The following is a 24,266-nucleotide window of genomic DNA, read 5'->3' on the forward strand; positions in this document are numbered from 1 at the left end:
GGCCGTGGAGTTCGCCGTACGCGTGGTCACCTGCGCCGACACGGGCCCCGGGTGGTCGCCGCCCCGGCCGATCGACGTCCACCAGATCGTCTTCGTCAGGAGCGGCGGCTTCCGCGTGCACAGCGACGGCGAGCGGCTGACCGCCGACCCCAGCCTGGGCTACCTGCTGATCCCCGGCCGCGACCACCGCGTCTCCCACCCGATGGGGGGAGACGTCTGCACCACGATCGCCGTCGGCGAGCGGCTGTGGCACGAGGTCACTGGCGGCCGGCCGGTGCGCGCGGGCGTCCCCGTGGACGGCCGCCTGGAACTGGCCCACCGGCTGCTGTTATGCGGCGCCGACCCCGAGCCGCTGGTGCTGCGCGCGCTTGAGATCGTCGCCGCCGTGCCCGCCGTCCAGGGGCGGCCGGAGCTGGCCGCGCTGGCACGCGAGGCGGTGCTGTCCGGCGACCCCGAGGCCGCCGACCAGGTACGGCTGGCGCGTGCGCTCGGCGTCTCTCCCGGCCACCTCAGCCGCACCTTCCGCTTCCACTGCGGCATGACGTTCAGCCGCTACCGCAACCGGGTGCGGGTGAGCAGGGCGCTGGCCGGGATAGAGGAGGGCGAGACCGACCTGGCCCGGCTGGCGGCCGAACTCGGTTTCGCCGACCAGGCTCACATGGCCAGGACGGTGCGCCGGGAGACGGGCTGCCCGCCGGGCCGCGTACGGGCCCTGTTCGCAGCCGCCGGCATGGGAGGCGCCGCGAGAGCGAGCGTGCCGTTCGGCTTCTGACCCCTGGCCCGCTATACCGATGAGGGGGACCCGGCTGGTGGCGTGCCGGTCAGCGCGTCGAGTCTCCGTTCGAGGTCGGCGATGCGGCGGTGCAGGGCCTGGATGGACACCAGGGCGACGCCGCTGGCGTCGACGCCGTAGATCAGGGTGTCGGTGTCGCCCAGGCCGAAGGTGGCAGACCAGTCTTGGGCCATGGGCCCGAGGTGCCGGACGTGGCCGGGCTCCCACTCGTACCGCCAGGTGCTGATGGGCAGGCCGGCGACCTTGTCCAGGATGTCGTATCCGTTGACCGGATCGGCGGGCACCGTCTGTTCCGGAGCCGGGCCGATGGGGGGCGGGGGCGGTGCGTAAGCCGGAGTCGCCGGTGGGGCCGTCCGGCCCCACCGGCGACTCCGCCAGGCGCGGGGCGCTCTCACCGGTCCCAGCGGATGGGGGTGACAGCGGTCTTGATGTTGCGGTCGCTCAGCAGTCCACCGACCAGCGGCAGGCCACCGAGCAGGTTGCCAACCGTGTCAGCGTGAGCGGGGGCGGCGGTCAGGGCTGCCGTCCCGGTGGCGGTCAGGACGCCGGACAGCAGGGTGATGATCCGGGTTCGCTTGGACATGAGATCACTGGTCCTTGTCGATCTGCGCCGGGCTTGGGCGCTACAGCAGGAAGCCCGCCAAAAACCTACCGTAACCAATTGGCTACTGAACGTAATTGGTTGTGGGTGCGGGCGTGTGCCCGCCACGTGGGCACCGGGCAGAATGAGGAGATGTCCCGAAGCCGCGCACGCTCCCAGCTCCGTCCCGCCGCCGCTTCCGCATGCCCCTGCGGGACGGCCGCGCCGTACCGCGACTGCTGCGGGCGGCTGCACCGGGGAGAGGCCGCCGCGACCACCGCGGAGGCGCTGATGCGGTCGCGGTTCAGCGCCTTCAGCGTCGGGGACGCCGACTATCTCCTGCGCACCTGGCATCCCTCGACCCGCCCGGAACGGGTCGACCTCGACGGCGGGCCGCGATGGGTCCGCCTGGAGATCCTGGAGACGACCGGCGGCAGCGCCTTCCACGCCGAGGGCACCGTGCGGTTCCGTGCTCACTACCGGGACCACGGGACCCCGGGGGAGATGGAGGAGCACAGCCATTTCGTCCGGCACGCCGGAGCCTGGACGTACACCGGAACGATCTGACCGCCTTCCGCCTACGTGGCCCCGGCCACGCGGACGTGTTCACGTATCGGTCCGCTCGACGGCAAGGACGTGGTCCGCCTCGGTCGCCGTGGCGGCGCGTGCGCAACGCTGCACTTAATGGAATAGAACGTGTCATCTGGGATGAATTGCGTCAGTTGGGGTATCTGAGATGTGGGCGGCTTCCTCACGCATCGCGATACTGGGAAGCCGCCCCTCGTGTGCTGGTGCCCCTCCCGTCAATCCGGGCAAACCTTGCCGGTCACGGCATTAGGGATGACCGGGGATGTCAGTGGTCGTGGTCGCAGGAGACGCGGGCTCTCTCCAACTCGGCAGGATTGTTCCACCAGAAGCCCGCGGTGCTCGGGTGGGCCGGGACGCGGGCCTTGACCTTGCCGCGAGGTGCCGGGGCACCGGGAGCGGCCTGGTCGGTGGTCGTGGAGGACGGGTACGGCGCGAGCAGCTGCTCGACCGTGTGGTGGCGCCGTCTGGTCGGTGGTCTGCGCGGAGGTGACCGACTCCTGTAGCTTCGCCATCCGCCGGTTCGGGTAGAGCCGACGGACCCATTCGTCGGTGACGAGCGAGGTGTCCTCCTTGTAGAGGGTGCTGGAGACGTCGCGAGGTTGGCGGCCCGTTCGAGTTCGAGTCGCAGCTGGTCGTGGGAGAACGTCGGGCGCATAAAGTTGTAGTAGATGCGCGGCCCGTCGACGGCCTGGCCGGTGCCCAGGTAGCGGGGCGCGAGCCGGGCGCCAGACTGGACCGACTCCCGCTCTTCGACCATGTGGTAGGCGGGCGAGCCGGGTGAACGGGTCGTTGTGATGCCGAGGGCGAGCCACAGCGGCCCCTGCCGGGACCCGTAGGCGTAGCCCTGCATTTCGCGGTGGTGGTGGATGTCGATCATGCTGGGCATGACGAACTTGTCGCTGGCGTCGATCAGGGTGCCGGGCCGTCCCTCCCTGTGCGGCTCGACCGCGGCGATGCGCTGGCCACGCACGACGATGTCGACGTCGCGGGCGACGGTCGCGGAGACGCCGTCCCACATACGGCCGGCGTGGACGACGATCTGGTCGGGGCCGGGGTCGTTCCGCCAGGACAGCTGGACGGGGATGGACCGGCCGGACTTGCCGTCGACGCGGACGGTCTTCAGCGGTGTATAGCGAGGAACCCCGGGCGTTCACGCCCGGGAGGAATCGCTTCCCTCTCCCCACCAGGACGCTAGTCCGGGCGTTTCTGGTTCTCGATGTACTCCTTGATGATCGACAGTGGGCCATCGCCGCAGGACGCCGCGAAGGGCGACGGTGACCAGAAACGGCCGCCTCCGCTACTTGGTAGGGAAGACCGAATGCGCGTGGAGGCTGTAGACCTATAGACCACACCGCGACCTTGGCGGATATCCGGTTTTCGGTTTCCATCACGGCGACATGAACCAACCGATAATGTGTTCGATGTGAAGCTGGTGGTGCAGGTGAGGCTCCGGCCGACGCCCGAGCAGGCGGCGGCGCTGGAGGCGACGCTGCGCGCCTGCAACGACGCCGCCAACTTCGCCTCGATGACCGCGTTCACAACCGGCGACCGGCGCGAGTACGCGCTGCGCAAGCACACCTATCGCGAGGTGAAAGCGCGCGGGTTGGGGGCGCAGGCCGCCCAGCATGTGATCAAGAAGGTCGCCGACGCCTACACCACACTGAAAGCCAACATCCGGGCCGGGAACCTGGGACCGGGAGGCTCCCGGCGCCGTACGCGGGCCGAGAGTAAACCGATCGCCTTCCGCGCCGATGCCGCGCAGCCGTTCGATGACCGGTGCCTGTCCTGGGACCACACCGCCCACACGGTGTCGATCTGGACCACGGCCGGCCGGGTGCGCAATGTCGCGTTCACGGGGTCGGCCGACCAGCTCAAGACGCTCGCCTTCCACCGGAAGGGCGAATCCGACCTGGTCTGCCGGGACGGCATGTGGTTCCTGTACGCGACCTGCGAGATCCCTGATGTTCCGGTCACCGAACCCGACGGGTTCATAGGGGTGGATCTGGGCATCGCCAACATCGCCACCACCAGCGACGGCGCCCGCCACTGCGGTAAGGGCCTGAACGCGGTCCGCCACCGCAACCGGGAGCTACGCCGCCGGTTGCAGGCCAAGGCCACCAGGTCCGCCAAACGGCTGCTGAAGAAGCGCCGCCGCAAGGAGGCGCGGTTCGCCGCCGACACTAATCATCGCATCGCCAAACGCATCGTGACCGAGGCAGAACGCACCGGACGCGGCATCGCCCTGGAAGACCTGGGCGGCATCCGTGACCGGGTACGGCTCCGCAAGCCCCAGCGGGTCACGCTGCACTCGTGGAGTTTCCACCAGTTGGGGAGCTTCATCGTCTACAAGGCGGCCCGGCACGGGGTCGCCGTGATCCATGTGGATCCGGCCTACACCTCCCAAACCTGCTCGGCCTGCGGGCATGTGGACAAGGCCAACCGGCCGGGCCAGGCAACCTTCTCCTGTACGTCGTGCGGCTTCGCTGAGCACGCCGACGTCAACGCGGCCCGCAACATCGCCTCGCGCGGTGTCGCGGGTTGGGCAGTGAGTCACGCTGCCGACGACGCGGCCTGACCTGTACCTGCCAGGTACGGCGAGGAGCTGCAAGCTCGGTCCTTCAGGGCCGAGAAGCTGACCCTCCCGCCGTTCAAGTAGAGCAGGGTGGCGGAGTCGCCGGCCCAGGTCGGGGCGTCGGACAGCTCTCGGGTGACCTGACGGGCCGGGCCGGTGGGCCGTCCGGTCTTGTCGACCGGCAGGACCCACAGGAGCGACTCCATGGCGAAGGCGAGCATGGTGCCGTCTGGTGACCAGACGGGGCCGTCGTCGCCACGGGTCTGCAGAGACCAGTGCGGGGTCGGGTCGACGTACGTACCGGCACCTGTTGCCCGGTCAACGAGAAGGATCTTGGACAGGCCCTCGCGGTAGCGTCGCGAGTACGGGACGACCGCGGCCAAGGCGATCGTCTTCCCATCCGGCGACCAGGTCGGCCGCCCTGGTTCGAAGGTCGCGTCGAAGATCTTCTGGATGTCGCCGGTGGTGACGTTGAGGACCCACAGCGCGCCGTCCTGATCCAGGTAGGCCATCTCCTTCCCGTCCGGGGTGAACCGTGCCCGGAACGGAAAGACCTCCTCGCCGGTGCGATGGGCGGCAGGCCATCGTGGGACCGGCTCACCGTGCCGACGGAGGGAGACTTGCTACATTTGTCTTCCGATACGCAATAGAAGTGTGGCAAGTTTAGGGCGGGTCCACGTTCACGCATCGAGATGAGGAATCGTCATGACGGCATCCAGTGCGCTGGTGCTCGGAGGAGCCGGAGGAATCGGCGCGGCGGTGAGTGGTCGGCTCGCGGAGACACACGCGCTGGCCATCGGCTACCTCCATCACGTCGACCGCGCCGAGTCCCTCGCGGAGCGGCTCCGGGCGGCGGGCCGGACGGTCGCCCTCGTGAAGTCCGACGCCACCACGGATGAGGGCGTCGTGGAGGCATTCGACGCCGCGGAGGCGCTCGGCCCGCTGCGTGTGGTGGTGCACTGCGTCGGCGGCTGGGACTACCCCCGCGTCACCGAGCTCACGCAGGAGTCCATCGACGCCACGCTGGCCCTGAACCTCCGCTCCGCGCTGCTGACCCTGCGCGAGGCCGCGCGCCGGATCGTCGATGGGGGCCGGGTCGTCCTGCTCTCCAGCGCCGCCGCCGCGGTCGCCCCCGCCAGGCAGAGCACGTACGCCGCCGCCAAGGCCGGCCTGGAGGCCGCGGCCAGAGTCGCCGCCAAGGAGGTCGCCGGCAGGGGCGTCACCGTCAACGTCGTACGCCCCGGCGCGACGGACACGCCGCTACTGCACGAGACCACATCACCCCGCGCCATCGAGGCGATGGCCGGGTCCAACGCCATGAAGCGGCTCGGGACCCCCGACGACATCGCCGGCGCCGTGCTCATGCTCTGCGCCGAGGAGTCCGGTTGGGTCACCGGGACGGTCATCGACGCCACAGGAGGACTGCGATGACCGATGCCGACAGCACGGGCGCCGTCACGGGAAGCCCCCGGCTGCCCGTCCGCTGCGGCGTGGTGGGCGGCGGCCGGATGGGCGCCGGCATCGCGCACGCCCTGCTCCTCGCCGGGTGCGACGTCACCCTCGTGGAGCGGGACGCCCAGTCCGTGACGGCCGCCAGGGGCCGGGTGGAGCGCGCCGTCGAGGGCAGTGCGAAGCGGGGCCAGGTCGACGACGCGGGGACGGTGATGGCCCGGTTGGCCGCCGTGGCCGACTACGGAGATCTCGCCGGGTCCGGCCTCGTGGTCGAGGCGGTGCCCGAGGACCTCGACCTCAAGCTCGTCACCCTGCGCGCCGTCGAGGACGCGGTGTCCCCCGACGCGGTCATCGCTTCCAACACCAGCAGCATCTCGCTCGACACGCTCGCCCAGGCGCTCGCCCGGCCCGAGCGGCTCCTCGGGTTCCATTTCTTCAACCCCGTACCCGCGAGCAAGCTCGTCGAGGTGGTCATCGCCGGTGCCACCGACCCCGCACTGCGTGCGCGGGCCGTCGCCTGGGTCGAGCAGATCAAGAAGACCGCGGTGGTCGTCAAGGACGCGCCCGGCTTCGCCAGCAGCAGGCTCGGAGTCGCCCTCGGGCTCGAGGCGATCCGCATGGTCGAAGCCGGCGTCGCCTCCGCCGCGGACATCGACGCCGCGATGACGCTCGGCTACGGCCATCCGACCGGGCCGCTGCGGCTCACCGACCTCGTGGGCCTTGACGTCCGCCTTGGCATCGCGAGGTACCTGGAGCGCGAGCTCGGCCCGCGGTTCGCGCCGCCGAAGCTGCTCGTCGAGCTCGTCGAGCAGGGGCATCTGGGGCGTAAGACCGGCAAGGGCTTCTACGACTGGAGCGAGGATCAGGCATGAGCACCGAGATTCTGCAGAGCTACCTGGCAGGCGCCTGGCGGGCCGGCGACGGCCACGGCGTCCCGGTTGCCGACGCGGTGACCGGGGAGACCGTCACCCGGGTGACCAGCGACGGGCTCGACCTCGGCAGGGCGGTCGACTTCGCGCGCCAGACCGGCGGTGCCGCGCTACGTGAGCTGACCTTTCCGCAGCGGGCCGCCGCGCTCAAGGCGGCCGCGTTGGCGCTGGAGGCGCGCAAGCAGGAGTTGTACGACCTCTCCACGCGGGCCGGCGCGACCCGGCGCGACGCCAAGGTCGACGTCGACGGTGGCATCGGCACCGCGCTGGTCTACGCCGGCCTCGGCCGCAGGGGCCTCCCCGACAGCACGGTCATCGTCGAGGACGACCCGGTGCCGCTGGGCAAGGGGGGCACTTTCGCGGGTCAGCACATCCTCACCACCCCGCGCGGCATCTCCCTGCAGATCAACGCGTTCAACTTCCCGGTCTGGGGCATGCTCGAGAAGCTCGCGCCCGCCCTGCTCGCCGGCCTGCCGACGATCGTGAAGCCGGCGACGCCCACGGCGTACATCGCCGCGCGCGCGGTGCGCATCATCGAGGAGTCCGGCGCCCTGCCGCCGGGGGCGATTCAGCTGGTCTGCGGCGGCATCCCCGGCCTCTTCGACCTCCTCGGCGGACAGGACCACATCGGGTTCACGGGTTCGGCGGCCACGGCCGCCCGGCTGCGGGCCGACGCGGCCGTCACCCGGCGCTCGGCGCGGTTCAACGCCGAGGCCGACTCGCTCAACTGCTCGGTACTCGGTCCGGACGCCGTTCCGGGGCAGCCGGAGTTCGACCTGTTCGTCGGCGCGCTGGTCACCGAGATGACGGTCAAGGCGGGGCAGAAGTGCACGGCCATCCGCCGCGCGTTCGTCCCGGCGGCCCGGATCGACGCGGTGTCGGAGGCGATCGAGGCCAGGCTCGCCGAGGTCGTCGTGGGGGCCCCGGGCGCGGACGGCGTGACCATGGGCGCGCTCGTCGGCCTCCCGCAGCGTGAGGACGTCCGCGCGGCCGCCGCGCGCCTCGCCTCGGCCGGGCGCGTCGTCCATGGCGATCCGGACGCGGTCGAAGTGGTGGGAGCGGACGCCGAGCGCGGCGCCTTCCTCTCGCCGCTGCTGCTGCGCGTCGACGACGTGGACCGGCCGGAGCCCCACGAGGTGGAGGCGTTCGGCCCGGTGAGCACACTCATGCCGTACGGCGACACCGCGCGGCTGCACGATCTGATCGCCCGTGGAGAGGGGTCCCTGGCCGGCTCCGTGGTCTCCTACGACACGGATTTCGTCTGTGAGGTCGTGCTCGGGGCGGCCGCGCATCACGGCCGCATCCTCGTCCTGGACCGCGACAGCGCCGTGGAGTCCACTGGCCACGGCACGCCCATGCCCCAGCTCGTCCACGGCGGCCCCGGCCGTGCCGGGGGTGGCGAGGAGGAGGGCGGTCTGCGTGCCGTTCATGCCCACCTGCGGCGTACCGCCGTACAGGGCGGCCCTGCCGTCCTGGAGGCGATCGTGGGCGCCCGGTCGCGGAAATAGTCGACAGAATATATGCAAGAACGCAAAAGAAGTGTAGAACGTCAAAGAGTAGCAGTATCCCTAGCGACAGGAGAGCAGTGATGAGCACCGACTCTCGTACCGGCACCGCACCCTTGCCCACCGGACCGCTCAGCCAGATCGACTACAGCGAGCGGATCCCCAACAATGTCGACCTGGCCAGTGACCGCCGCCTGCAGCGCGCGCTCGAGGGATGGCAGCCGAAGTTCCTCGAGTGGTGGAAACAGCTCGGCCCGGCCTTGCCGACCAAGGACGTCTACCTGCGCACCGCGATCGCCGTGGGCCGCGACGGCTGGGCGCATTTCGACCACGTGCCCATGGACCAGTACCGCTGGGGCATCTTCCTCGCGGAGCGGGACCCCGACCGGAAGGTCAACTTCGGCAAGCACAAGGGGGAGCCGGCCTGGCAGGAGGTGCCGGGCGAGCACCGCGCCGACCTGATGCGTCTCATCGTCGTCCAGGGCGACACCGAGCCGGCCTCGGTGGAGCAGCAGCGCACCCTCGGCAACACCGCCCCGAGCATCTACGACCTGCGCAACCTGTTCCAGGTCAACGTCGAGGAGGGCCGCCACCTCTGGGCGATGGTCTACCTTCTGCACGCCTACTTCGGCAGGGAGGGGCGCGAGGAGGCGGAGCAGCTGCTCAAGCGCAACTCCGGCGACCTCGACGCTCCGCGCATCCTCGGCGCGTTCAACGAGGAGACCACTGACTGGCTGCAGTTCTTCATGTTCACGTACTTCACCGACCGTGACGGGAAGTACCAGCTCGGCACCCTCAAGGAGTCGGCCTTCGACCCGCTGGCCCGCACCTGTGAGTTCATGCTCAAGGAGGAGGCCCACCACATGTTCGTCGGCACCACGGGTGTCCAGCGGACCGTGGAGCGCACTGCCGAGCTGATGAAGCAGCACGACACCAAGGACATCTTTCCGCACGGCGGCATCCCGCTGGAGGTGATCCAGAAGTACCTCAACTTCCAGTTCTCGGTCTCCATGGACCTGTTCGGCTCGGAGCAGTCGACCAATGCCGGCAACTACTACTCCTCGGGCCTGAAGGGCCGCTGGATGGAGGCCCGGCGTAAGGACGACCATGTCCTGCTCGACGCCACCCGCGAGATGAACTACGTCGAAGACGGCCAGATCAGGACCAAGACGGTGCCGCTGCTGAGCGCGCTCAACCTCGACCTGCGGGACGAGTACGTCGCCGACTGCGCCAACGGCGTCCGCCGCTGGAACCAGGCGCTCGAGGACGCCGGACTGCCGGAGCGTCTGTACCTGCCGCACGAGGGCTTCAACCGCAAGGTCGGCGTGTACGCGGGCCATCGCGTGAGCCCGCACGGCGAGGTCGTCGACGAGGCCACCTGGGTGGCCCGTGTCGACGAGTGGCTCCCCAGCGCCCAGGACCGCGAAGACGTGCGGGCGCTCATGATCCCGGAGTACGAGTACGGCAAGTTCGCCGGCTGGATCGCCCCGCCGCTGACGGGCACCAACGAGCAGCCGGTCGAGTTCGACTACGTGCACCTGGCAGACGAAGGACTCGCCTGACCGCCCGCGTGGCGGTGCCGGGCGCGCGTCTGTTCACCGCCGCGCTCGCGCTGGATCTGGAACTGAGGAGCGGGGCGGCCGTACGCCCATCGGGCGGGCGAGGTGCTCAGCTGCGGGCGCCGGCCTCGGCACTCATGCGATCCCATTCGTCCTGTGCCCGCCGATGCCAGCGGTCGTGCTGATCGTGGAACGTGGCGGCCGCTCGCGGGCCGGGCCAATCGTGCTGGAGCAGCTCGGCGGGGAGGTCGGGGTCCAGGAACGGGAAACGCCGCCATTCCTGGATGAGCTGAACCTGGTTGACGAACGCCTCCCGGTCTGACGCGGCCGACAGCCCCTCGAAGCGGTCGATGAAGCCGACATAGCGCTGCTCGACGTCGTCGAGGTCCCAGGCTGACATGAGCAGCTTGGCGGGGTCGCCGATCCCCGCCGACGGGCCGGTCCACCCGAAGGCCCGGTCGTCGAGGTCGAGCTCGGTGATGATCGCGCGGACGGCGTCCTCCTTCGAAGCGTCAGGGATGATCCACAGACCGGGGGCGGGAGAGCCGAGGCCGAGCCAGGTCAGCCTGGTGCGCAGGCGGTGCCGCAGCTGGCGCTGGGTCTCCGGCACTCCCACCGTGACGACGAGCCAACGGCCGTCCCATCCGTGTGGCTTGCGCATGAAGCCGTAGATGCGCTCGGTGCCCTCCTGGAGCAGGCGTTCCCCGGCCCGCGTCAGATTCCAGCGCACCTTTCGGCCGTGCCGGGTCGAGGTGAGCAGCCCCTCGGCGGCGGTCCGGGACAGCGCCTGGCGCGCGGACTTCTCCTCGACGCCGAGCGCGCCCAGCGCGTCGACGAGGGTGCCCGTCCAGACCTCGCCCTGGCGGGGGAGGACGAACTCGCCGAGGATCGTCAGCAGGAGCGAGCGCGCGCTCGGGGACGTCTCCCGATGGCGCTCGGAAGGCTCCCGCCGCCCCTCGGAAGGTTCGGCCGCCGGACCGGCCGGCTTGCGCCTCTCGCGCGTGGCCACATCACTCTCCTGTCGCTCGACACCCTCGGTGAGGCGCATTCTCCCAGGTGGGAACCTCTGCGCGGTAACCGTTGGCAAGGCGTGCGGGATCCGCCTCACGTCGAGAATAAGTACTACAAATACTTGACGTAAGACTCTGAATGCGTCGACTATTGTTCGATATAAGGTCCCTCCCCAACCCCCACGGAGTGCGCATTGACCGTCACCGAGAACGTTGAAACCGTGCACAGCAGGGCGGATGCCGAGCCGGCTACGACGGTGACGCCTCCGGTGGTCGGCTTCGTGACATCCCCTGAGCGGTACCGTCACTGGAAGCTCGAGGTGGACGGAGAGGTGGCCACCGCCACGCTGACCGTCGACGAGCAGGGCAGCCTCGTCCCCGGCTACGAGCTCAAGATGAACTCCTACGACCTCGGCGTCGACATCGAGCTCTACGACCTCGTGCAGCGGCTCCGCTTCGAGCATCCCGAGGTCAAGTCGGTCGTCATGACCGGCGGCCTCGAGCGCATGTTCTGCGCCGGGGCCAACATCCGCATGCTGGCCCAGTCCACCCACGCGTGGAAGGTGAACTTCTGCAAGTTCACCAACGAAACCCGCAACGGGATCGAGGACGCGACCGCCAACTCCGGCCAGACCTGGATCGCCGCGCTCAACGGGACCGCGGCCGGCGGAGGCTACGAGCTCGCGCTCGCCTGCGACCAGATCGTCCTCGTCGACGACGGCTCATCCGCCGTCTCCCTCCCCGAGGTTCCGCTCCTCGGCGTGCTCCCCGGCACCGGTGGCCTGACCCGCGTCGTCGACAAGCGCCACGTCCGCAAGGACCGCGCCGACCTCTTCGCCACCAAGTCCGAGGGCTACCGCGGCCGCACCGCCGTCGAGTGGGGCCTGGTGGACGCCGCCGTGCCGCGCAACGCCTGGAACGAGGAGATCGGCAGGCGTGCGCGGGAGGCGGCGGCCCTGTCGAAGCGCCCGTCCGCCGCCAAGGGCGTACGGCTGACGCCCCTCGACCGCACGGACGACGCCGACACCATCACCTACCCGTACGTGTCGGCGAAGATCGACCGCGCGGGCCGCCGCGTCGAGATCACGGTCGAAGGCCCGAAGGACGCCCCGCCCGCCGACGCCGCGGCCGTGCTGGCGCAGGGTGTCGACTACTGGCCGCTGGCCCTGACCCGCGCGCTGGACGACCTGATCCTGCACCTGCGCACCAACGAGCTGGAGCTCGGCATCTGGGTGTTCCGTGCCGTCGGCGACACCGAGAAGGTCCTGGCTTACGACGCCCAGCTCCGCGAACTCGCCGACGACTGGTTCGTGAACGAGGTGTCCCAGTTCTACAAGCGCACGCTCAAGCGTCTCGACGTCACGAGCCGCAGCCTCATCGCCGTCATCGAGCCCGGCACCGCCTTCGCCGGCCTGCTGCTCGAGCTCGCCCTCGCGTCCGACCGTCAGTACATGCTCGAGGGCATCTACGAGGACCGCGATCCCGACGCCGCGCCGGCCGCCATCCAGCTGAGCGAGTCGAACAACGGCGCCTTCCCGATGGGCAACGGCCTCTCCCGCCTGGAGTCCCGTTTCTGGGGCAAGCAGGACGACCTCGACACCGCCCGCGGCAGGATCGGTCAGCCGCTCGACGCCGCCGCCGCCGTCGACGTCGGTCTGGTCACCCTGGCCCTCGACGACATCGACTTCGAGGACGAGTTGCGGATCGTGCTCGAAGAGCGGGCCTCACTGTCGCCCGACGCGCTGACCGGCATGGAGGCCAACCACCGTTTCGTCGGTCCGGAGTCCGTGGAGACCAAGATCTTCGGCCGGCTGACCGCCTGGCAGAACTGGATCTTCATCCGTCCCAACGCCTCCGGCCCGAATGGCGCCCTGCCACGCTACGGCTCCGGCCGCAAGGGCGACTACGACCTGAAGCGAGTGTGATCCATGAGCGCCGTGGAGTTCAACGCGGGTTCCTGGCTGACCCACCGCCACGTCGAGGAGGGACGTGGCGACCGGGCCGCGGTTCGCGGCGGCGCCGGGCTCACCTATGCCGAGCTGTCGGACCTCGTCGGGATCGTCACCGCCGGCCTGCGCTCTCTCGGGTTACGGCGCGACGACCGCGTCGTGTTCGTCACCAACGACGACGTGCCCATGTTCACCGGGATCCTCGCCGCCTTCTGCGGCGGGTTCGTGGCCGTACCGGTGTCGACCATGCTCGGGGCCAGGGAGCTCGGTGAGATCATCGCCGACTCCGGCGCCTCGGTGGTCGTGGTGAGCGCCGAATACGAACCCCAGATCGAGCAGGCGGTCGCCATGGCGCCTGAGCTGCGCCACCTGGTGTGCGACGGGGACGCCGCGTTGACCGCTCCGGCCTGGGCCACGTCGAGCACGTGGGCCGAGCTCGTCGCGGCGGGGGAGCGGGAGTCCGTCGAGGGGCGGGCGCCCGCCGCCACGTCGGAGGACTCGTGGGCCCTGTGGCTCTACACCTCCGGCACCACCGGATCGCCCAAGGGCGCCATGCACCGCCACGCCAACATCCGGCACGTCTGCGAGACCTACGGCGACCAGGTGCTGGGCATCCGGCCGGACGACGTCTGCTTCTCAATCGCGAAGCTCTTCTTCGCGTACGGCATCGGCAACTCGATGTTCTTCCCGCTCTCGGTCGGCGCGGCGACCGTTCTCGAACCGCGCCGTCCCAGCCCCGCGGTGGTGGCCGAGCGGGTGGCCGCCGACCGGCCGACGCTGTTCTTCGGCGTCCCGACCTTCTACGCGGCGCTGGTCGTCAGCGACCTCCCCGACGACGCTTTCGCGCCGGTGCGGCTCGGCGCGTCGGCTGGAGAGGCGCTGCCGGCGGCGCTCCAGGAGAGGTTCACCCGGCGCTTCGGCGTGGAGATCATCGACGGCATCGGCTCCACCGAGGCGCTGCACATCTTCCTGTCCAACCGGCCCGGCGAGATCCGTCCGGGCACCACGGGCCGCCCCGTGCCGGGCTACGACATCGAGCTGCGCGACGCCGACGGCCAGAAGGTGCCCGACGGCGAGCCGGGATCGCTCTACGTCCGCGGCGAATCCATCGCCCTGGGCTACTGGCGCCGAGCGGACGCCAGCCGCACCGTCTTCGCGGGGGAGTGGCTCAGCACCGGTGACACCTACGTGCGGACCGTGGACGGGTTCTACGCCTGCATGGGCCGCAGCAACGACCTGCTCAAGGCGGGCGGCATCTGGGTCTCGCCGGCCGAGGTCGAGAGCCGGTTGCTGGAGCACGACGCCGTCGCGGAGGCCGCGGTGGTCGGCGTCTCCGACGCCCACGGGCTCGACAAGCCGGTCGCGTGCGTCGTCACCAGTGGCGAGGTCACGGCCGAGGAGCTCGTCCAGTGGTGCCGCGACGGCCTCGCCTCGTTCAAGCGTCCCCGCGAGATCGTCTTCGTCGACGCGTTGCCCAAGACCGCCACCGGCAAGATGCAGCGCTTCAAGGTCCGTCAGATGGTGGCGGACATCACCGCGGCACCGTCCGCGGACCACACCGCCGAGGCGGCACCCACCAGCGAAGGAGCGCACCAGTGAGCGCCCCCGAAGTCGACCTCCTCATCATCGGGGCCGGGCCCGTCGGCCTGTTCGGCGCCTATTACGCCGGCGTGCGCGGCCTCAGGACCGCCGTCGTCGACTCCCTGAGCCAGGTCGGCGGCCAGGTCAGCGCGATGTACCCGGAGAAGCAGATCTTCGACATCGCCGGCTTCCCCGCCGTCTCCGGCCGCCGGCTCGTCGCCAACCTGGTGGAGCAGGCCGCGCAGTACGACCCGACGTACCTGCTCGGCCAGGAGGCGCAACGGCTCGACCGTGTCCCCCGCGACGGCGGGCCCGACCTGCTCGTCGTCAAGACCAGCGCCGGAACCGAGATCGCCGCCGGAGCCGTCGTCGTCACCGGCGGGATCGGCACCTTCACGCCGCGACCGCTGCCGGCCGGGGAGGAATTCCTCGGCAACGGCCTGGAGTACTTCGTGCCGGACAGCGCGGAGTACGCCGGAAAGGACGTCGTCATCGTCGGCGGGGGCGACAGCGCGGTGGACTGGGCGCTGATGCTCCACCCCGTCGCCAGAAGCGTGACGCTCGTGCACCGCCGCGCGGCGTTCCGGGCCCACCGCGGCTCGGTGGAGCGGCTCAGGGCCTCGCCCGTCGAGGTCATCGTCAACGCTCAGGTCACCGCCACCACCGGCGACGGCCGGCTGGAGCGGATCGAGGTCGCCGTCACCGGCGAGGAGGGAAAGCGCACCCTGCCGTGCGAGAAACTCGTCGCGGCCCTGGGCTTCACCGCCAACCTCGGGCCGCTGCGCGAGTGGGGCATCGACCTGCACGACAACCGCCACCTCGTGGTCGACTCCGCGATGCGGACCAATGTGCCCGGCATCTACGCGGCCGGTGACATCACCGACTACGACGGCAAAGTCCGTCTGATCGCGGTCGGTTTCGGTGAGGTGGCGACCGCGGTCAACAACGCCGCGGTGCACATCGATCCGAATGCCCAGCTATTCCCGGGCCACTCGACTGACAACCCGGCATCGGCGCCGCAGCCGGTCCCCGTCTGAGGCGGCAGCCCGACAGCTCCGAGTTCTCGCACATCAGGAGATCCAATGCCGTACGTCATCGCCGCCCCGTGCATCGACGTCATGGACCAGTCATGCGTGGAGGAATGCCCGGTCGACTGCATCTACGAGGGGGACAGGAAGCTTTACATCAACCCCAAGGAGTGCATCGACTGCGGTGCCTGCGAGCCGGTGTGCCCCGTTGAGGCGATCAGCCAGGACAGGCGCGTCGCCGCGGAGCACGTCGACTTCGTCGAGGACAACCGCCGGTTCTTCGTCGAGACGCTGGCGGGCCGCGACGTGCCGCTCGGCGCGCCCGGAGGCGCGCACAAGACGGGGCGCATCGGCGTGGACACCCCCATGGTCGCGGACCGTCAGGAGACGTGAGCATGCTCGACGGCACCCCGCTCATCGACGCGCACGTCCATGTGCCGCTGCTGGAGACGCTGCGTCCCGCCTGGCTCCAGTGGGCGCGCGACTTCGGAGTCGACGGGATCATGGAGGACGCCTGGGACGAGGACGGCAGGCCGCTGCCGGCGCGCCTCGACGAGATCTTCGCCGCCCAGGGCGTCGACGTCGCACTCCTGTTCTGCGAATACAGCCCGAAGGCGACGGGCATGCAGGCCTTCGAGGACCTGCTGTCGATCGTCGAGTACAACCCGGCGCGGTTCCGTCCGGTCGCCAACGTCAACCCGCACCTGCACTTCCCGATCGCGGCCGAGGTACGGCGGCAGCTTGACCTCGGGGCCGCCGCGCTGAAGCTCCACCCGGTGCACGGCGGGTTCCGCTGCGACGACGCGGCGCTCTACCCCGCCTACCACGTGCTCGAGGAGCGGGGCGTGCCGCTCGTCGTGCACTGCGGCACGAGCTCGTTCCCCGGTTCGGCGAACGAGAACGCCGACCCGCGCTTCCTCATCCCGGTCGTGCGGGACTTCCCGGGGCTCAACGTCGTGCTGGCCCACGGCGGGCGCGGCTGGTGGTACGACTCGGCCGCCTTCCTGGCGCTGTCGAACGACACGGTGTGGCTGGAACTTTCCGGGCTGCCGCCGAAGCGGCTCCCCGAGTACTACGCGAACTATGACCTCGTCCGCCTTGCCCGCCGGTGGATCTTCGGCACCGACTGGCCCGGTGTGCCGGGCACGGCCGCCAACGCGCGAGCCGTCGCCGGCCTGCTGCCGGACGACGTCGCCGCCGCCGTGCTCGGCGGGAACGCGATGCGGGTGTACGCCGGGTTGCCGCCGATTCCGTCCGCGGCCCCGTTCACGCGCGGGTGACCGATGGCCGTCTACGCGCTTGGGCCCAAGGTGCCCCGAATCCATCCGGACGCCTACGTGCACCCGGATGCCGTCGTCATCGGCGACGTCACCATCGGCGCCGAGTCGTCGGTATGGCCGACCGCGGTGCTGCGAGCAGACTTCGGGCGCATCGAGATCGGTGAACGCACCTCCATCCAGGACGGCACGATCCTGCACACCACCGAGGAGTGGCCGACAGTGATCGGCAGCGACTGCGTGGTCGGGCACAACGCGCATCTCGAGGGCTGCACGGTCGAGGACCGCTGCCTCATCGGCTCCGGCTCGGTGGTCCTCAACCGAGCCGTGGTGCGCGCGGGATCCGTCGTCGGCGCCCAGGCGCTCGTGCCCGAGGACCTGGAGGTCCCCACGCACCACATGGCGCTCGGCGTGCCCGCCCGGACCCGGCCGATGGACAGCGCGGTGCAGGCCGAGTGGATCGACTACGGCGTACGCGAGTACCTCGGCAACGCCAAGCGCTATCGGCTCGAACTGCGCCGGATCGACCCGGGCAGGGATGACCCGGGCAGGATCGACGCGGACGGAACGAGACGATGAGTGACGACGGGCCCGCCGTCCGTCCGCCCGGTGTCAGCGGCGGCGCTCCAGGAACGCGGTCATGCGGTCATGCTTCTCCTCGGTCTCGAACAGTACGGCCTGTGCCACGTCGTCGAAGCGGGGATGCGCGCCAGGCGGAGCGGCGAGGGCGAGCTTCGTCAGGCGCAACGCCAGCGGCGCGTTCTTGCCGATGCGGTCGGCCAACCGATCCGCGGCGGCCAACAGGTCCTCCTCGGGGACCAGCTCGTTCACCAGCCGGAAGGCCAGCGCCTCCTCGGCCGACACGACCCGTCCGGCGAGCAGGATCTCCTTGGCGAGCGGTTCGCCGACCAGCTCACGCAGTCGCCAGCATGCTCCGGCCGCGGCCATGATGCCGAGCCCCGCCTCCGGATTGCCGAAGCGGGCCCGTGGCGTGGCGATGCGGAAGTCGCAAGCGTAGGCCAGCTCGGCTCCACCCCCGAAGGCCGGACCGTCGACGGCGGCGATCGTGGGCATCGGCAGCTTGGCGATCCGGTCGAACAGGCCGCTGTTGATGCCCGCGAGCGCGTCCTCGCGGCGGCGCTCGCGCAGCTCGCGGATGTCCGCGCCGGCGGCGAAGACTCCGTCGGCCCCGGTGAGCACCAGCAGCCGGGGCCGCCTCTCGAGCTCGGCGCACACCTCGTGAAGATCGGCCACCATGGCCGCGTCGATCGCGTTGCGCACGTGAGGACGGTCCAGCCGGACCAGCATCCGACCCTGCCCCTCATCGATCTTCAATGTCTCGTTCAGGGGACTCTCCTTCGCCTAACATGCTACGAATGCGCACCGTCGCGTCATGATTGTGTCAATAATAGCCGCGGGTATTTACGGTCGGGGCCCGGCGCGGTGCCGGCACCGCCGTCCTCGTTTGTCGGTCGGGCACGGCACTATGTGCGCATGACCGACGCACTCCACGCCACGCCCCTCGCCGACCAGGCCGAATACGCCCAGGCCGTGCGGGTGGCGGTCGACGCGGCCGCCGCGTACTACGGCGCCGGCGACTCCGCTCTGGACGACGACGCCTACGACCGCCTGGTGCGCGGCATCGAGGCGTACGAGACCGCCCACCCTGAGCACGTGCTGCCCGGCTCACCCACGGGAAAGGTGGCGGGCGGTGCCGTGACCGGAGACGTCCCGCACACCGTCCCGATGCTGAGCCTGGACAACGTGTTCTCCGCCGAGGATCTGGCCGGGTGGGCGGCCGGCCTGGAGCGGCGGCTGGGCCGCCCGGTCGAGATGTGGAGCGTCGAGCCCAAGCTCGACGGGCTGGCGGTGTCGGCCCGCTACCACGGCGGGCGGCTGGTGCAGCTCGTGACCCGCGGCGACGGCGTGGCCGGCGAGGACGTGTCACACGCGATCGGCACCGTCGAGGGCCTGCCCGAGGCGCTGCCGGAGCCGGTGACGGTGGAGATCCGCGGCGAGGTGCTGATGACCGCCGCCCAGTTCGAGGAGGCGTGCGCCAAGCGCACCGCCCACGACGGCACCACGTTCGCCAACCCGCGCAGCGCCGCCGCCGGCACACTGCGCGCCAAGGACCGGCCATACCGCTGCGAGATGACGTTCTTCGGATACGGCGCGCTGCCGTTGCCGCCCGACGACGACGGCGACCTGGCCGGTCGGCTGCGGGAGCTGCCGCACAGCCGGATCATGGACCTGGTCGCCGACCTCGGTGTGCAGACCACAGGCGCGACGCCCGTCGGCGTGATCGCCGTCGCCACGGTCGAGCAGGTTCAGGCCCGTGTCGAGGAGATCGCCGCGGTCCGCGCGGAGCTGCCGTTCGGCATCGACGGCATCGTCGTCAAGGCCGACCTGGCCGCCGACCAGGAGCAGGCCGGTTTCAGTTCCCGGGCGCCCCGGTGGGCCATCGCGTACAAGCTGCCCGCGGTTGAGAAGGTCACCAAGCTGGTCGGCGTGGAGTGGAACGTCGGCCGCACCGGCGTCATCGCGCCGCGCGCGGTGCTCGAACCGGTGCGACTGGACGGCAGCGTGGTCACCTACGCCACGCTGCACAACCCGGCGGACATCACCCGGCGCGGCCTCATGCTCGGCGACCACGTGACCGTCTACAAGGCGGGCGATGTGATCCCGCGAGTGGAGGCGCCGGTGGTGCATCTGCGGACCGGAGCCGAGCGGATGATCACCTTCCCGGACGCCTGCCCGAGATGCGGAGGCGACATCGACACCACGCAGCAGCGCTGGCGGTGCGCCCGCGGCCGGGCCTGCCACGCGGTCGCCTCGGTCAGTTACGCCGTGGGCCGCGACCAGCTCGACATCGAGGGCCTGGGGGAGACTCGCATCGTCCAGCTCGTCGACGCCGGGCTGATCGCCGACTTCGCCGACCTGTTCACCCTGACCCGCGAGCAGATCCTCGGCTTGGACCGGATGGGCGAGACCAGCACCGACAACCTGCTGGCCGCCATCGAGCGGGCCAAGGCGAAGCCGCTGAACAAGGTGTTCTGCGCGCTGGGCGTCCGGGGGACCGGCCGGTCGATGTCGCGGCGGATCGCCCGCCACTTCGGCTCGATGGACGCGATCCGCGCCGCCGACGCCGAGGCGCTGCAGGCCGTGGACGGCATCGGACCGGAGAAGGCGGCCGCGGTGGTGGAGGAGCTGGCCGAGCTCGCGCCCCTGATCGACCGGCTCGTGGCGGCCGGAGTGACGATGACCGAGCCGGGCGCGACCGCACCGGGGGCGACCGGGGCCGGCGGCGCGACGGAGACGGACGCCGGGCAACCCGCCGTCGATCTCCCGCTCACGGGGATGGCCGTCGTCGTGACCGGCGCGATGACCGGCCCTCTTGAGGCGTTGTCCCGGACCGAGATGAACGAGCTGATCGAGCGCGCCGGAGGCAAGGCGTCCTCCAGTGTCTCGGCCCGTACCTCCCTGCTCGTGGCCGGTGAGAAGGCCGGTTCCAAGCGGTCCAAGGCGGAGAGCTTGGGGGTACGGATCGCCACCCCTGAGGAGTTCGCCGCAACAGTCCACGACTTCATCTGAGCCTCCGCCGATCAGGACTCCGGGCTCGGCTGGCGGGGGTTCGGCGGCTTCCACGCGGTGCTGCTGTGTGTGGTCGTCGCACCGCTGACCCTGCGCACCGCCCGGCCCGCGGTTGCGCAGGCCACCACGGCGCGGGCATGATCTCGCCGGTCCTGCTCGGCTGGCTGGCCGACTCCGTCGGGCTCGCCCGCGCGTTCATGGTCGTGCCCCGTCGTGGGCGCCCTCGCCGGCGGCTCGCGGCCGGTCTCCTCCGGGGCCCGTGGCACCGCCGGAGAGGACTGACAGACCCGACCCTTCAGCCGGTTGTCGGTGCGGCCCCGGGTTTTCAGGACTCCTGCTTCGCCATGAACTCGCGGAAGGTAGCCACCGTGCCCGCCCGATGCTCGCTCAGGCGGCGTATGAGATCGTCGGTGTCCCGCGCGCGGACCGCGTCGATGATGCCCTTGTGCTCGCGGTCCACCCTCTCCCGATTGCTCTCTTCGCTGTAGTAGAGGGAGCGGTAGACGTCGCTGGCATCCCACAGGATGCTCAGGAACCGCCGGAGGCGGGGCATTCCCGCCGCGTCGATCAGGGTGAAGTGGAAGCGCCGGTTGGCCGCGGCCATCGCGGTGATCTCCCCGGCCTGTCCTGCGGCGACGACGTCGGCATGGGCGTCCTGCAGCCGCTGGATGTCCTCGTCGGTGATCCGCTCGACGGCGCGTCGCACCGCCTCGTCCTCAAGGATCTGCCTGATCCGGTAGACCTCGAGGAAATCCTCCAGGGCGAGCTCTGCCACCATGTAGCCACGCCGGGGCCGGTAGATCACCTGCCCCTCGCCCTCGAGGATCTTCAGCGCCTCGCGGATCGGGACCCTGCTCACGCCGAGCTGGTCGGCCAGCGCGTCCTGCCGTATCGCCGAGCCAGGGGCCAACTGCCCGGTGAGGATGGCCCTGCGCAGTTGGTCCAGCACATATTGCTGGGTCGTCTGCGGGGGTCTGGCCTCGATGTCCACCGTTTCTACTCCGCCTCGTGGTCTCGCCTGACCGGCCCATCGGCGCTCGTCGGCACCGTCCGCTGCCCGCCGCGACCAGCCACGACCAGCCACGATTCGCCGTGATCGGCCGCGATGAGCCACGACCACCGGAGCCGGGGCGCGGCGAGGGCCGCTGCACACCCATGACTCTAGGGGGTCGAGTGGTGGGTGACTCCGAGGCTAGGCACCTAGGATCGTACAATCAATATTGGATCCAAAATAAAATCTTGGGCCGAAGGTCTTGCGGATGACGGCTCGGTTGGCCGAGCATCCATTCCGATCCCTCCGAGACTTCTCCGAACCCCAACCCCCCTCCCCGACCCCTCCGAACCCCGACCATGGAGCAGATCATCAGCATGAGACTCCGACACCGGCCGCAGGAGGAACCCCGATGAGTGGACCGCTCGCCGGGGTCCTGGTGGCCGACTTCTCCCGCGTGCTCGCCGGGCCGTACGCGACGATGCTGCTCGCCGAGATGGGCGCCGATGTTGTCAAGGTGGAGCATCCCGGGCACGGAGACGAGACCCGCGCATGGGGGCCGCCGTACGCGGGCGGCGAGGCCGCCTACTATCTGTCGGTCAACCGCAACAAGCGCGACATCGCCCTCGACCTGAAACACCCGGAGGGCCGCCGGATCGCCACCCTGCTGTGCGAGCGCGCAGATGTGATCATCGAGAACTTCCGTCCGGGTGTCGCCGACCGCCTCGGCATCGGGTACGAGTCCGTGCGGCCGCGCAACCCCGGCGTCGTCTACTGCTCGATCACCGGCTTCGGCAGGCAGGACCGGCCGGGCTTCGACGCCGCCGTCCAGGCCGAGAGCGGGCTGATGCACATCACCGGCGACTCCCCGAGCAAGGTCGGCGTCGCCATCGTCGACGTCCTCGCCGGGCTCAACGCGGCGGTGGCCATCCTCGGCCCCCTCTATCGGCGGGCGCTCACCGGGACCGGGGCGCGGGTGGAGGTGTCCCTGCTGCACTCCGCCCTGTCGGCGCTGACCAACGTCGGGCAGAGCGCGCTCATCTCGGGCCAGGAGGCGAAGCCGTACGGCAACGCGCATCCGACGATCGTGCCGTACCAGACCTTCGAGGCGGCCGACGGCGGCGTCACCGTCGCGGTCGGGAACGACGCGCTCTACCGCGCCATGTGCGCGGCGATCGGACGCGACGACCTCGCCGCCGACCCCCGCTTCGCCACCAACCCGCTGCGGGTTCAGCACAGGGAGGCGCTGGTCGCCGAACTGAGCGCGGTCTTCCGCACCCGCCCAGCCGCCGAATGGACCCAGGTGCTGCTCGACGCGGGCGTGCCCGTCGGCAAGATCCGCGGCGTGCTTGAGGGCATCCGGGCCGCGGAGGATCCTGCGACCGTCACGGTCGAGCATCCGACGGCAGGGCTCCTGGAGCTGCTGCGCACCGGCTTCACGCTGACCGGCGACGTTCCGCCGACCCAGCCCCCGCCCCTGCACGGCGAGCACACCAGGGAACTGCTGGCCGAACTCGGCCTGACCGACGACGAGATCCGCCGTCTGGAGGCGGACGGCGTGGTCCGCCAACACCCCCATGACCGCGACGCCGCGTACCCCGCCCAGAAAGGTATAAACCAGTGAAGACCCCCGACCCTCACGACTTTCTCGCCGTCGACCGCGATCTCACCGAGGAGGAACGCGCGATCCGCGACACGGTGCGCGCCTATGCCGACGCCGAGTTGCTTCCGCATGTCGCCGACTGGTTCGAGGCCGGCACGATCCCGGACCCGCGTGGGCTCGCCAAGGGCCTGGGCGCGCTCGGCGTGTTCGGCATGCACCTGGAGGGGTACGGCTGCGCCGGCACGAACGCGGTCAGCTACGGCCTGGCCTGCCGCGAGCTGGAAGCGGTCGACAGCGGGTTGCGCAGTTTCGTGTCCGTCCAGGGTTCGCTGGCGATGACGGCGATCCACCGGTACGGCAGCGAGGCCCAGCGGGAGGAGTGGCTGCCTTCGATGGCGGCCGGCGACGCCATCGGCTGCTTCGGCCTGACCGAGCCTGATTCGGGCAGCGACCCTGGATCGATGCGGACCAGGGCCCGGCGCGACGGCTCTGACTGGGTGCTCAACGGCGCCAAGATGTGGATCACCAACGGCTCCGTCGCCGATGTCGCCGTCGTGTGGGCCGCCACGGACGAGGGCATCCGCGGCTTCCTCGTGCCTCGCGGTACCCCCGGCTTCTCGGCGAACGTGATTCACAAGAAGCTTTCCCTGCGCGCCTCGATCACCTCCGAGCTGGTCCTGCAGGACGTCCGCCTGCCCGCCGACGCGCTGCTGCCCGGCGCCGAGGGGCTCAAGGCCCCGCTGTCGTGCCTGTCGGAGGCCAGGTACGGGATCGTCTGGGGAGCGGCGGGCGCGGCACGTGCCTGCTACGAGTCGGCGCTCGACTACGCCGGCAGCCGCGTGCAGTTCGGGCGGCCGGTCGCCGGCTTCCAGCTCACCCAGCGCAAGCTCGCCGACATGCTCATCGACGTCAACCACGCCATGCTGACGGCCCTACGGATCGGCCGCCTCAAGGACGACGGTCAGAGCCACCACTCTCACATCAGCTTCGGCAAACTCGCCAACGTACGCGCCGCCCAGCGCGTGGCCGCCCTCGCCCGTGGCATCCACGGCGCCAACGGCATCACGCTGGAGTACCCGGTCATGCGGCACATGGTGAACCTCGAATCGGTCGCCACGTACGAGGGCACGGAGGAGGTCCACGCTCTGAACCTCGGCCAGGTCCTGACCGGTACCCCCGCCTTCCGCCAGTAGTCGGCGGACGCGCACATCGTGAATGACCTGCGATAGGGGCCTGATGTTCGCGGTCTCGCTCCTTC

25 protein-coding genes are annotated in these 24,266 nt (G+C 70.5%); 16 read left to right on the forward strand and 9 right to left on the reverse strand.

From position 1 onward, the window contains the following. The first annotated feature begins 4 nt into the window (after positions 1-4). Complete coding sequence (locus QSK17_RS12865; RefSeq protein WP_285704898.1) at positions 5-772, forward strand: helix-turn-helix domain-containing protein; 768 nt, start codon at positions 5-7, stop codon at positions 770-772. Positions 773-783: 11 nt separating this feature from the next. On the opposite strand, the gene QSK17_RS12870 is transcribed toward QSK17_RS12865, so the two are convergent. Next, the gene (locus QSK17_RS12870; protein ID WP_285704899.1) at positions 784-1,077 is read right to left on the reverse strand and encodes a tail fiber domain-containing protein; all 294 of its coding nucleotides are present in this window, start codon (positions 1,075-1,077) and stop codon (positions 784-786) included. Positions 1,078-1,184: 107 nt separating this feature from the next. Then, positions 1,185-1,376 carry a hypothetical protein gene (locus tag QSK17_RS12875; RefSeq protein ID WP_285704900.1) on the reverse strand — a complete coding sequence of 64 codons (192 nt, stop codon included), beginning with the start codon at positions 1,374-1,376 and terminating at the stop codon, positions 1,185-1,187. A gap of 150 nt (positions 1,377-1,526) precedes the next feature. Between QSK17_RS12875 and QSK17_RS12880 the strand changes: the two genes are divergently transcribed. Then, positions 1,527-1,940: a YchJ family protein gene (locus QSK17_RS12880; protein WP_285704901.1), complete on the forward strand. Its 414-nt coding sequence runs from the start codon at positions 1,527-1,529 to the stop codon at positions 1,938-1,940. 286 nt (positions 1,941-2,226) lie between these two features. Here the strand turns inward: QSK17_RS12880 and QSK17_RS12885 are convergent, their stop codons facing one another. Next, positions 2,227-2,979 carry a hypothetical protein gene (locus QSK17_RS12885; protein ID WP_285704902.1) on the reverse strand — a complete coding sequence of 251 codons (753 nt, stop codon included), beginning with the start codon at positions 2,977-2,979 and terminating at the stop codon, positions 2,227-2,229. A gap of 173 nt (positions 2,980-3,152) precedes the next feature. Next, positions 3,153-3,500 (reverse strand): transposase, encoded by a 348-nt coding sequence (locus tag QSK17_RS36140; protein WP_352231795.1) that lies wholly within the window; start codon positions 3,498-3,500, stop codon positions 3,153-3,155. Between QSK17_RS36140 and QSK17_RS12890 the strand changes: the two genes are divergently transcribed. Then, positions 3,385-4,536 (forward strand): RNA-guided endonuclease InsQ/TnpB family protein, encoded by a 1,152-nt coding sequence (locus QSK17_RS12890; protein ID WP_285704903.1) that lies wholly within the window; start codon positions 3,385-3,387, stop codon positions 4,534-4,536. The two genes, QSK17_RS36140 and QSK17_RS12890, sit on opposite strands and share 116 nt — an antisense overlap. Here QSK17_RS12890 and QSK17_RS12895 read toward each other — a convergent pair. After that, positions 4,512-5,045, reverse strand: coding sequence for a TolB family protein (locus tag QSK17_RS12895; RefSeq protein WP_285704904.1), 534 nt, complete (start codon positions 5,043-5,045; stop codon positions 4,512-4,514). The two genes, QSK17_RS12890 and QSK17_RS12895, sit on opposite strands and share 25 nt — an antisense overlap. Positions 5,046-5,238: 193 nt before the next feature. Between QSK17_RS12895 and QSK17_RS12900 the strand changes: the two genes are divergently transcribed. The 4 genes from QSK17_RS12900 to boxB all read left to right on the forward strand — a co-directional run bounded on the left by QSK17_RS12900 (position 5,239) and on the right by boxB (position 9,981). Next, positions 5,239-5,964, forward strand: coding sequence for an SDR family oxidoreductase (locus tag QSK17_RS12900; protein ID WP_285704905.1), 726 nt, complete (start codon positions 5,239-5,241; stop codon positions 5,962-5,964). Then, positions 5,961-6,857 (forward strand): 3-hydroxyacyl-CoA dehydrogenase family protein, encoded by an 897-nt coding sequence (locus QSK17_RS12905; protein WP_285704906.1) that lies wholly within the window; start codon positions 5,961-5,963, stop codon positions 6,855-6,857. Before QSK17_RS12900 ends, QSK17_RS12905 begins: the two co-directional genes overlap by 4 nt. Beyond that, positions 6,854-8,422, forward strand: a complete 1,569-nt coding sequence (gene paaZ, locus QSK17_RS12910; RefSeq protein WP_285704907.1) for a phenylacetic acid degradation bifunctional protein PaaZ — start codon at positions 6,854-6,856, stop codon at positions 8,420-8,422. Before QSK17_RS12905 ends, paaZ begins: the two co-directional genes overlap by 4 nt. Positions 8,423-8,502: 80 nt before the next feature. Next, positions 8,503-9,981, forward strand: a complete 1,479-nt coding sequence (boxB, locus tag QSK17_RS12915; protein ID WP_285704908.1) for a benzoyl-CoA 2,3-epoxidase subunit BoxB — start codon at positions 8,503-8,505, stop codon at positions 9,979-9,981. A gap of 106 nt (positions 9,982-10,087) precedes the next feature. Here boxB and QSK17_RS12920 read toward each other — a convergent pair whose 3' ends face one another. Further along, positions 10,088-10,987 (reverse strand): PaaX family transcriptional regulator, encoded by a 900-nt coding sequence (locus tag QSK17_RS12920; RefSeq protein WP_285704909.1) that lies wholly within the window; start codon positions 10,985-10,987, stop codon positions 10,088-10,090. A 195-nt stretch (positions 10,988-11,182) separates the two neighbouring features. On the opposite strand from QSK17_RS12920, the gene boxC reads away from it, so the two are divergent. Genes boxC through QSK17_RS12950 form a run of 6 tightly spaced genes read left to right on the forward strand, consistent with a single transcriptional unit; the run spans position 11,183 to position 17,402 of the window. Continuing rightward, complete coding sequence (boxC, locus tag QSK17_RS12925; protein ID WP_285704910.1) at positions 11,183-12,913, forward strand: 2,3-epoxybenzoyl-CoA dihydrolase; 1,731 nt, start codon at positions 11,183-11,185, stop codon at positions 12,911-12,913. A gap of 3 nt (positions 12,914-12,916) precedes the next feature. Continuing rightward, entirely contained in the window at positions 12,917-14,536 is a 1,620-nt protein-coding gene (locus QSK17_RS12930; RefSeq protein ID WP_285704911.1) for a benzoate-CoA ligase family protein, read from the forward strand. Further along, positions 14,533-15,555: an NAD(P)/FAD-dependent oxidoreductase gene (locus tag QSK17_RS12935; RefSeq protein ID WP_285704912.1), complete on the forward strand. Its 1,023-nt coding sequence runs from the start codon at positions 14,533-14,535 to the stop codon at positions 15,553-15,555. Before QSK17_RS12930 ends, QSK17_RS12935 begins: the two co-directional genes overlap by 4 nt. Before the next feature lie 45 nt (positions 15,556-15,600). Further along, the gene (fdxA, locus tag QSK17_RS12940) at positions 15,601-15,939 is read left to right on the forward strand and encodes a ferredoxin (RefSeq protein ID WP_285704913.1); all 339 of its coding nucleotides are present in this window, start codon (positions 15,601-15,603) and stop codon (positions 15,937-15,939) included. Between the two features lie 2 nt (positions 15,940-15,941). Continuing rightward, the gene (locus QSK17_RS12945) at positions 15,942-16,826 is read left to right on the forward strand and encodes an amidohydrolase family protein (protein ID WP_285705048.1); all 885 of its coding nucleotides are present in this window, start codon (positions 15,942-15,944) and stop codon (positions 16,824-16,826) included. A 3-nt stretch (positions 16,827-16,829) separates the two neighbouring features. Continuing rightward, a complete protein-coding gene (locus tag QSK17_RS12950) occupies positions 16,830-17,402 on the forward strand; it encodes a gamma carbonic anhydrase family protein (RefSeq protein ID WP_285704914.1) in 573 nt (190 codons plus the stop codon). Between the two features lie 33 nt (positions 17,403-17,435). Here QSK17_RS12950 and QSK17_RS12955 read toward each other — a convergent pair whose 3' ends face one another. Beyond that, on the reverse strand, positions 17,436-18,131 hold the full coding sequence (locus QSK17_RS12955; RefSeq protein ID WP_285705049.1) for an enoyl-CoA hydratase/isomerase family protein: 696 nt from the start codon (positions 18,129-18,131) through the stop codon (positions 17,436-17,438). 186 nt (positions 18,132-18,317) lie between these two features. On the opposite strand from QSK17_RS12955, the gene ligA reads away from it, so the two are divergent. After that, positions 18,318-20,414, forward strand: a complete 2,097-nt coding sequence (gene ligA / locus QSK17_RS12960) for an NAD-dependent DNA ligase LigA (RefSeq protein WP_285704915.1) — start codon at positions 18,318-18,320, stop codon at positions 20,412-20,414. Between the two features lie 11 nt (positions 20,415-20,425). On the opposite strand, the gene QSK17_RS12965 is transcribed toward ligA, so the two are convergent. Then, positions 20,426-20,680: a hypothetical protein gene (locus QSK17_RS12965; RefSeq protein ID WP_285704916.1), complete on the reverse strand. Its 255-nt coding sequence runs from the start codon at positions 20,678-20,680 to the stop codon at positions 20,426-20,428. 59 nt (positions 20,681-20,739) lie between these two features. Beyond that, positions 20,740-21,405 (reverse strand): GntR family transcriptional regulator, encoded by a 666-nt coding sequence (locus QSK17_RS12970; RefSeq protein WP_285704917.1) that lies wholly within the window; start codon positions 21,403-21,405, stop codon positions 20,740-20,742. Between the two features lie 412 nt (positions 21,406-21,817). Here QSK17_RS12970 and QSK17_RS12975 point away from each other — a divergent pair, with 412 nt between their 5' ends. Both QSK17_RS12975 and QSK17_RS12980 read left to right on the forward strand, forming a co-directional pair. Continuing rightward, complete coding sequence (locus QSK17_RS12975; RefSeq protein ID WP_285704918.1) at positions 21,818-23,029, forward strand: CaiB/BaiF CoA transferase family protein; 1,212 nt, start codon at positions 21,818-21,820, stop codon at positions 23,027-23,029. Continuing rightward, positions 23,026-24,201: an acyl-CoA dehydrogenase family protein gene (locus QSK17_RS12980; RefSeq protein ID WP_285704919.1), complete on the forward strand. Its 1,176-nt coding sequence runs from the start codon at positions 23,026-23,028 to the stop codon at positions 24,199-24,201. The genes QSK17_RS12975 and QSK17_RS12980 overlap by 4 nt, the downstream gene beginning before the upstream one ends. The last annotated feature ends 65 nt before the right edge of the window (positions 24,202-24,266 follow it).

It is taken from the genome of Microtetraspora sp. NBRC 16547, assembly GCF_030268965.1.
Lineage (GTDB): Bacteria > Actinomycetota > Actinomycetes > Streptosporangiales > Streptosporangiaceae > Microtetraspora.

Coding starts and splice junctions, on each gene's coding strand:
- QSK17_RS12975 (WP_285704918.1), top strand. CDS start 21,818: ATGAGTGGACCGCTCGCCGGGGTCCTGGTGGCCGACTTCTCCCGCGTG.
- boxB (WP_285704908.1), top strand. CDS start 8,503: ATGAGCACCGACTCTCGTACCGGCACCGCACCCTTGCCCACCGGACCG.
- QSK17_RS12885 (WP_285704902.1), bottom strand. CDS start 2,979: ATGTGGGACGGCGTCTCCGCGACCGTCGCCCGCGACGTCGACATCGTC.
- paaZ (WP_285704907.1), top strand. CDS start 6,854: ATGAGCACCGAGATTCTGCAGAGCTACCTGGCAGGCGCCTGGCGGGCC.
- QSK17_RS12895 (WP_285704904.1), bottom strand. CDS start 5,045: ATGGCCTACCTGGATCAGGACGGCGCGCTGTGGGTCCTCAACGTCACC.
- QSK17_RS12880 (WP_285704901.1), top strand. CDS start 1,527: ATGTCCCGAAGCCGCGCACGCTCCCAGCTCCGTCCCGCCGCCGCTTCC.
- ligA (WP_285704915.1), top strand. CDS start 18,318: ATGACCGACGCACTCCACGCCACGCCCCTCGCCGACCAGGCCGAATAC.
- QSK17_RS12905 (WP_285704906.1), top strand. CDS start 5,961: ATGACCGATGCCGACAGCACGGGCGCCGTCACGGGAAGCCCCCGGCTG.
- QSK17_RS12955 (WP_285705049.1), bottom strand. CDS start 18,131: ATGCTGGTCCGGCTGGACCGTCCTCACGTGCGCAACGCGATCGACGCG.
- QSK17_RS12900 (WP_285704905.1), top strand. CDS start 5,239: ATGACGGCATCCAGTGCGCTGGTGCTCGGAGGAGCCGGAGGAATCGGC.
- fdxA (WP_285704913.1), top strand. CDS start 15,601: ATGCCGTACGTCATCGCCGCCCCGTGCATCGACGTCATGGACCAGTCA.
- QSK17_RS12950 (WP_285704914.1), top strand. CDS start 16,830: ATGGCCGTCTACGCGCTTGGGCCCAAGGTGCCCCGAATCCATCCGGAC.
- QSK17_RS12945 (WP_285705048.1), top strand. CDS start 15,942: ATGCTCGACGGCACCCCGCTCATCGACGCGCACGTCCATGTGCCGCTG.
- QSK17_RS12875 (WP_285704900.1), bottom strand. CDS start 1,376: ATGTCCAAGCGAACCCGGATCATCACCCTGCTGTCCGGCGTCCTGACC.
- QSK17_RS12930 (WP_285704911.1), top strand. CDS start 12,917: ATGAGCGCCGTGGAGTTCAACGCGGGTTCCTGGCTGACCCACCGCCAC.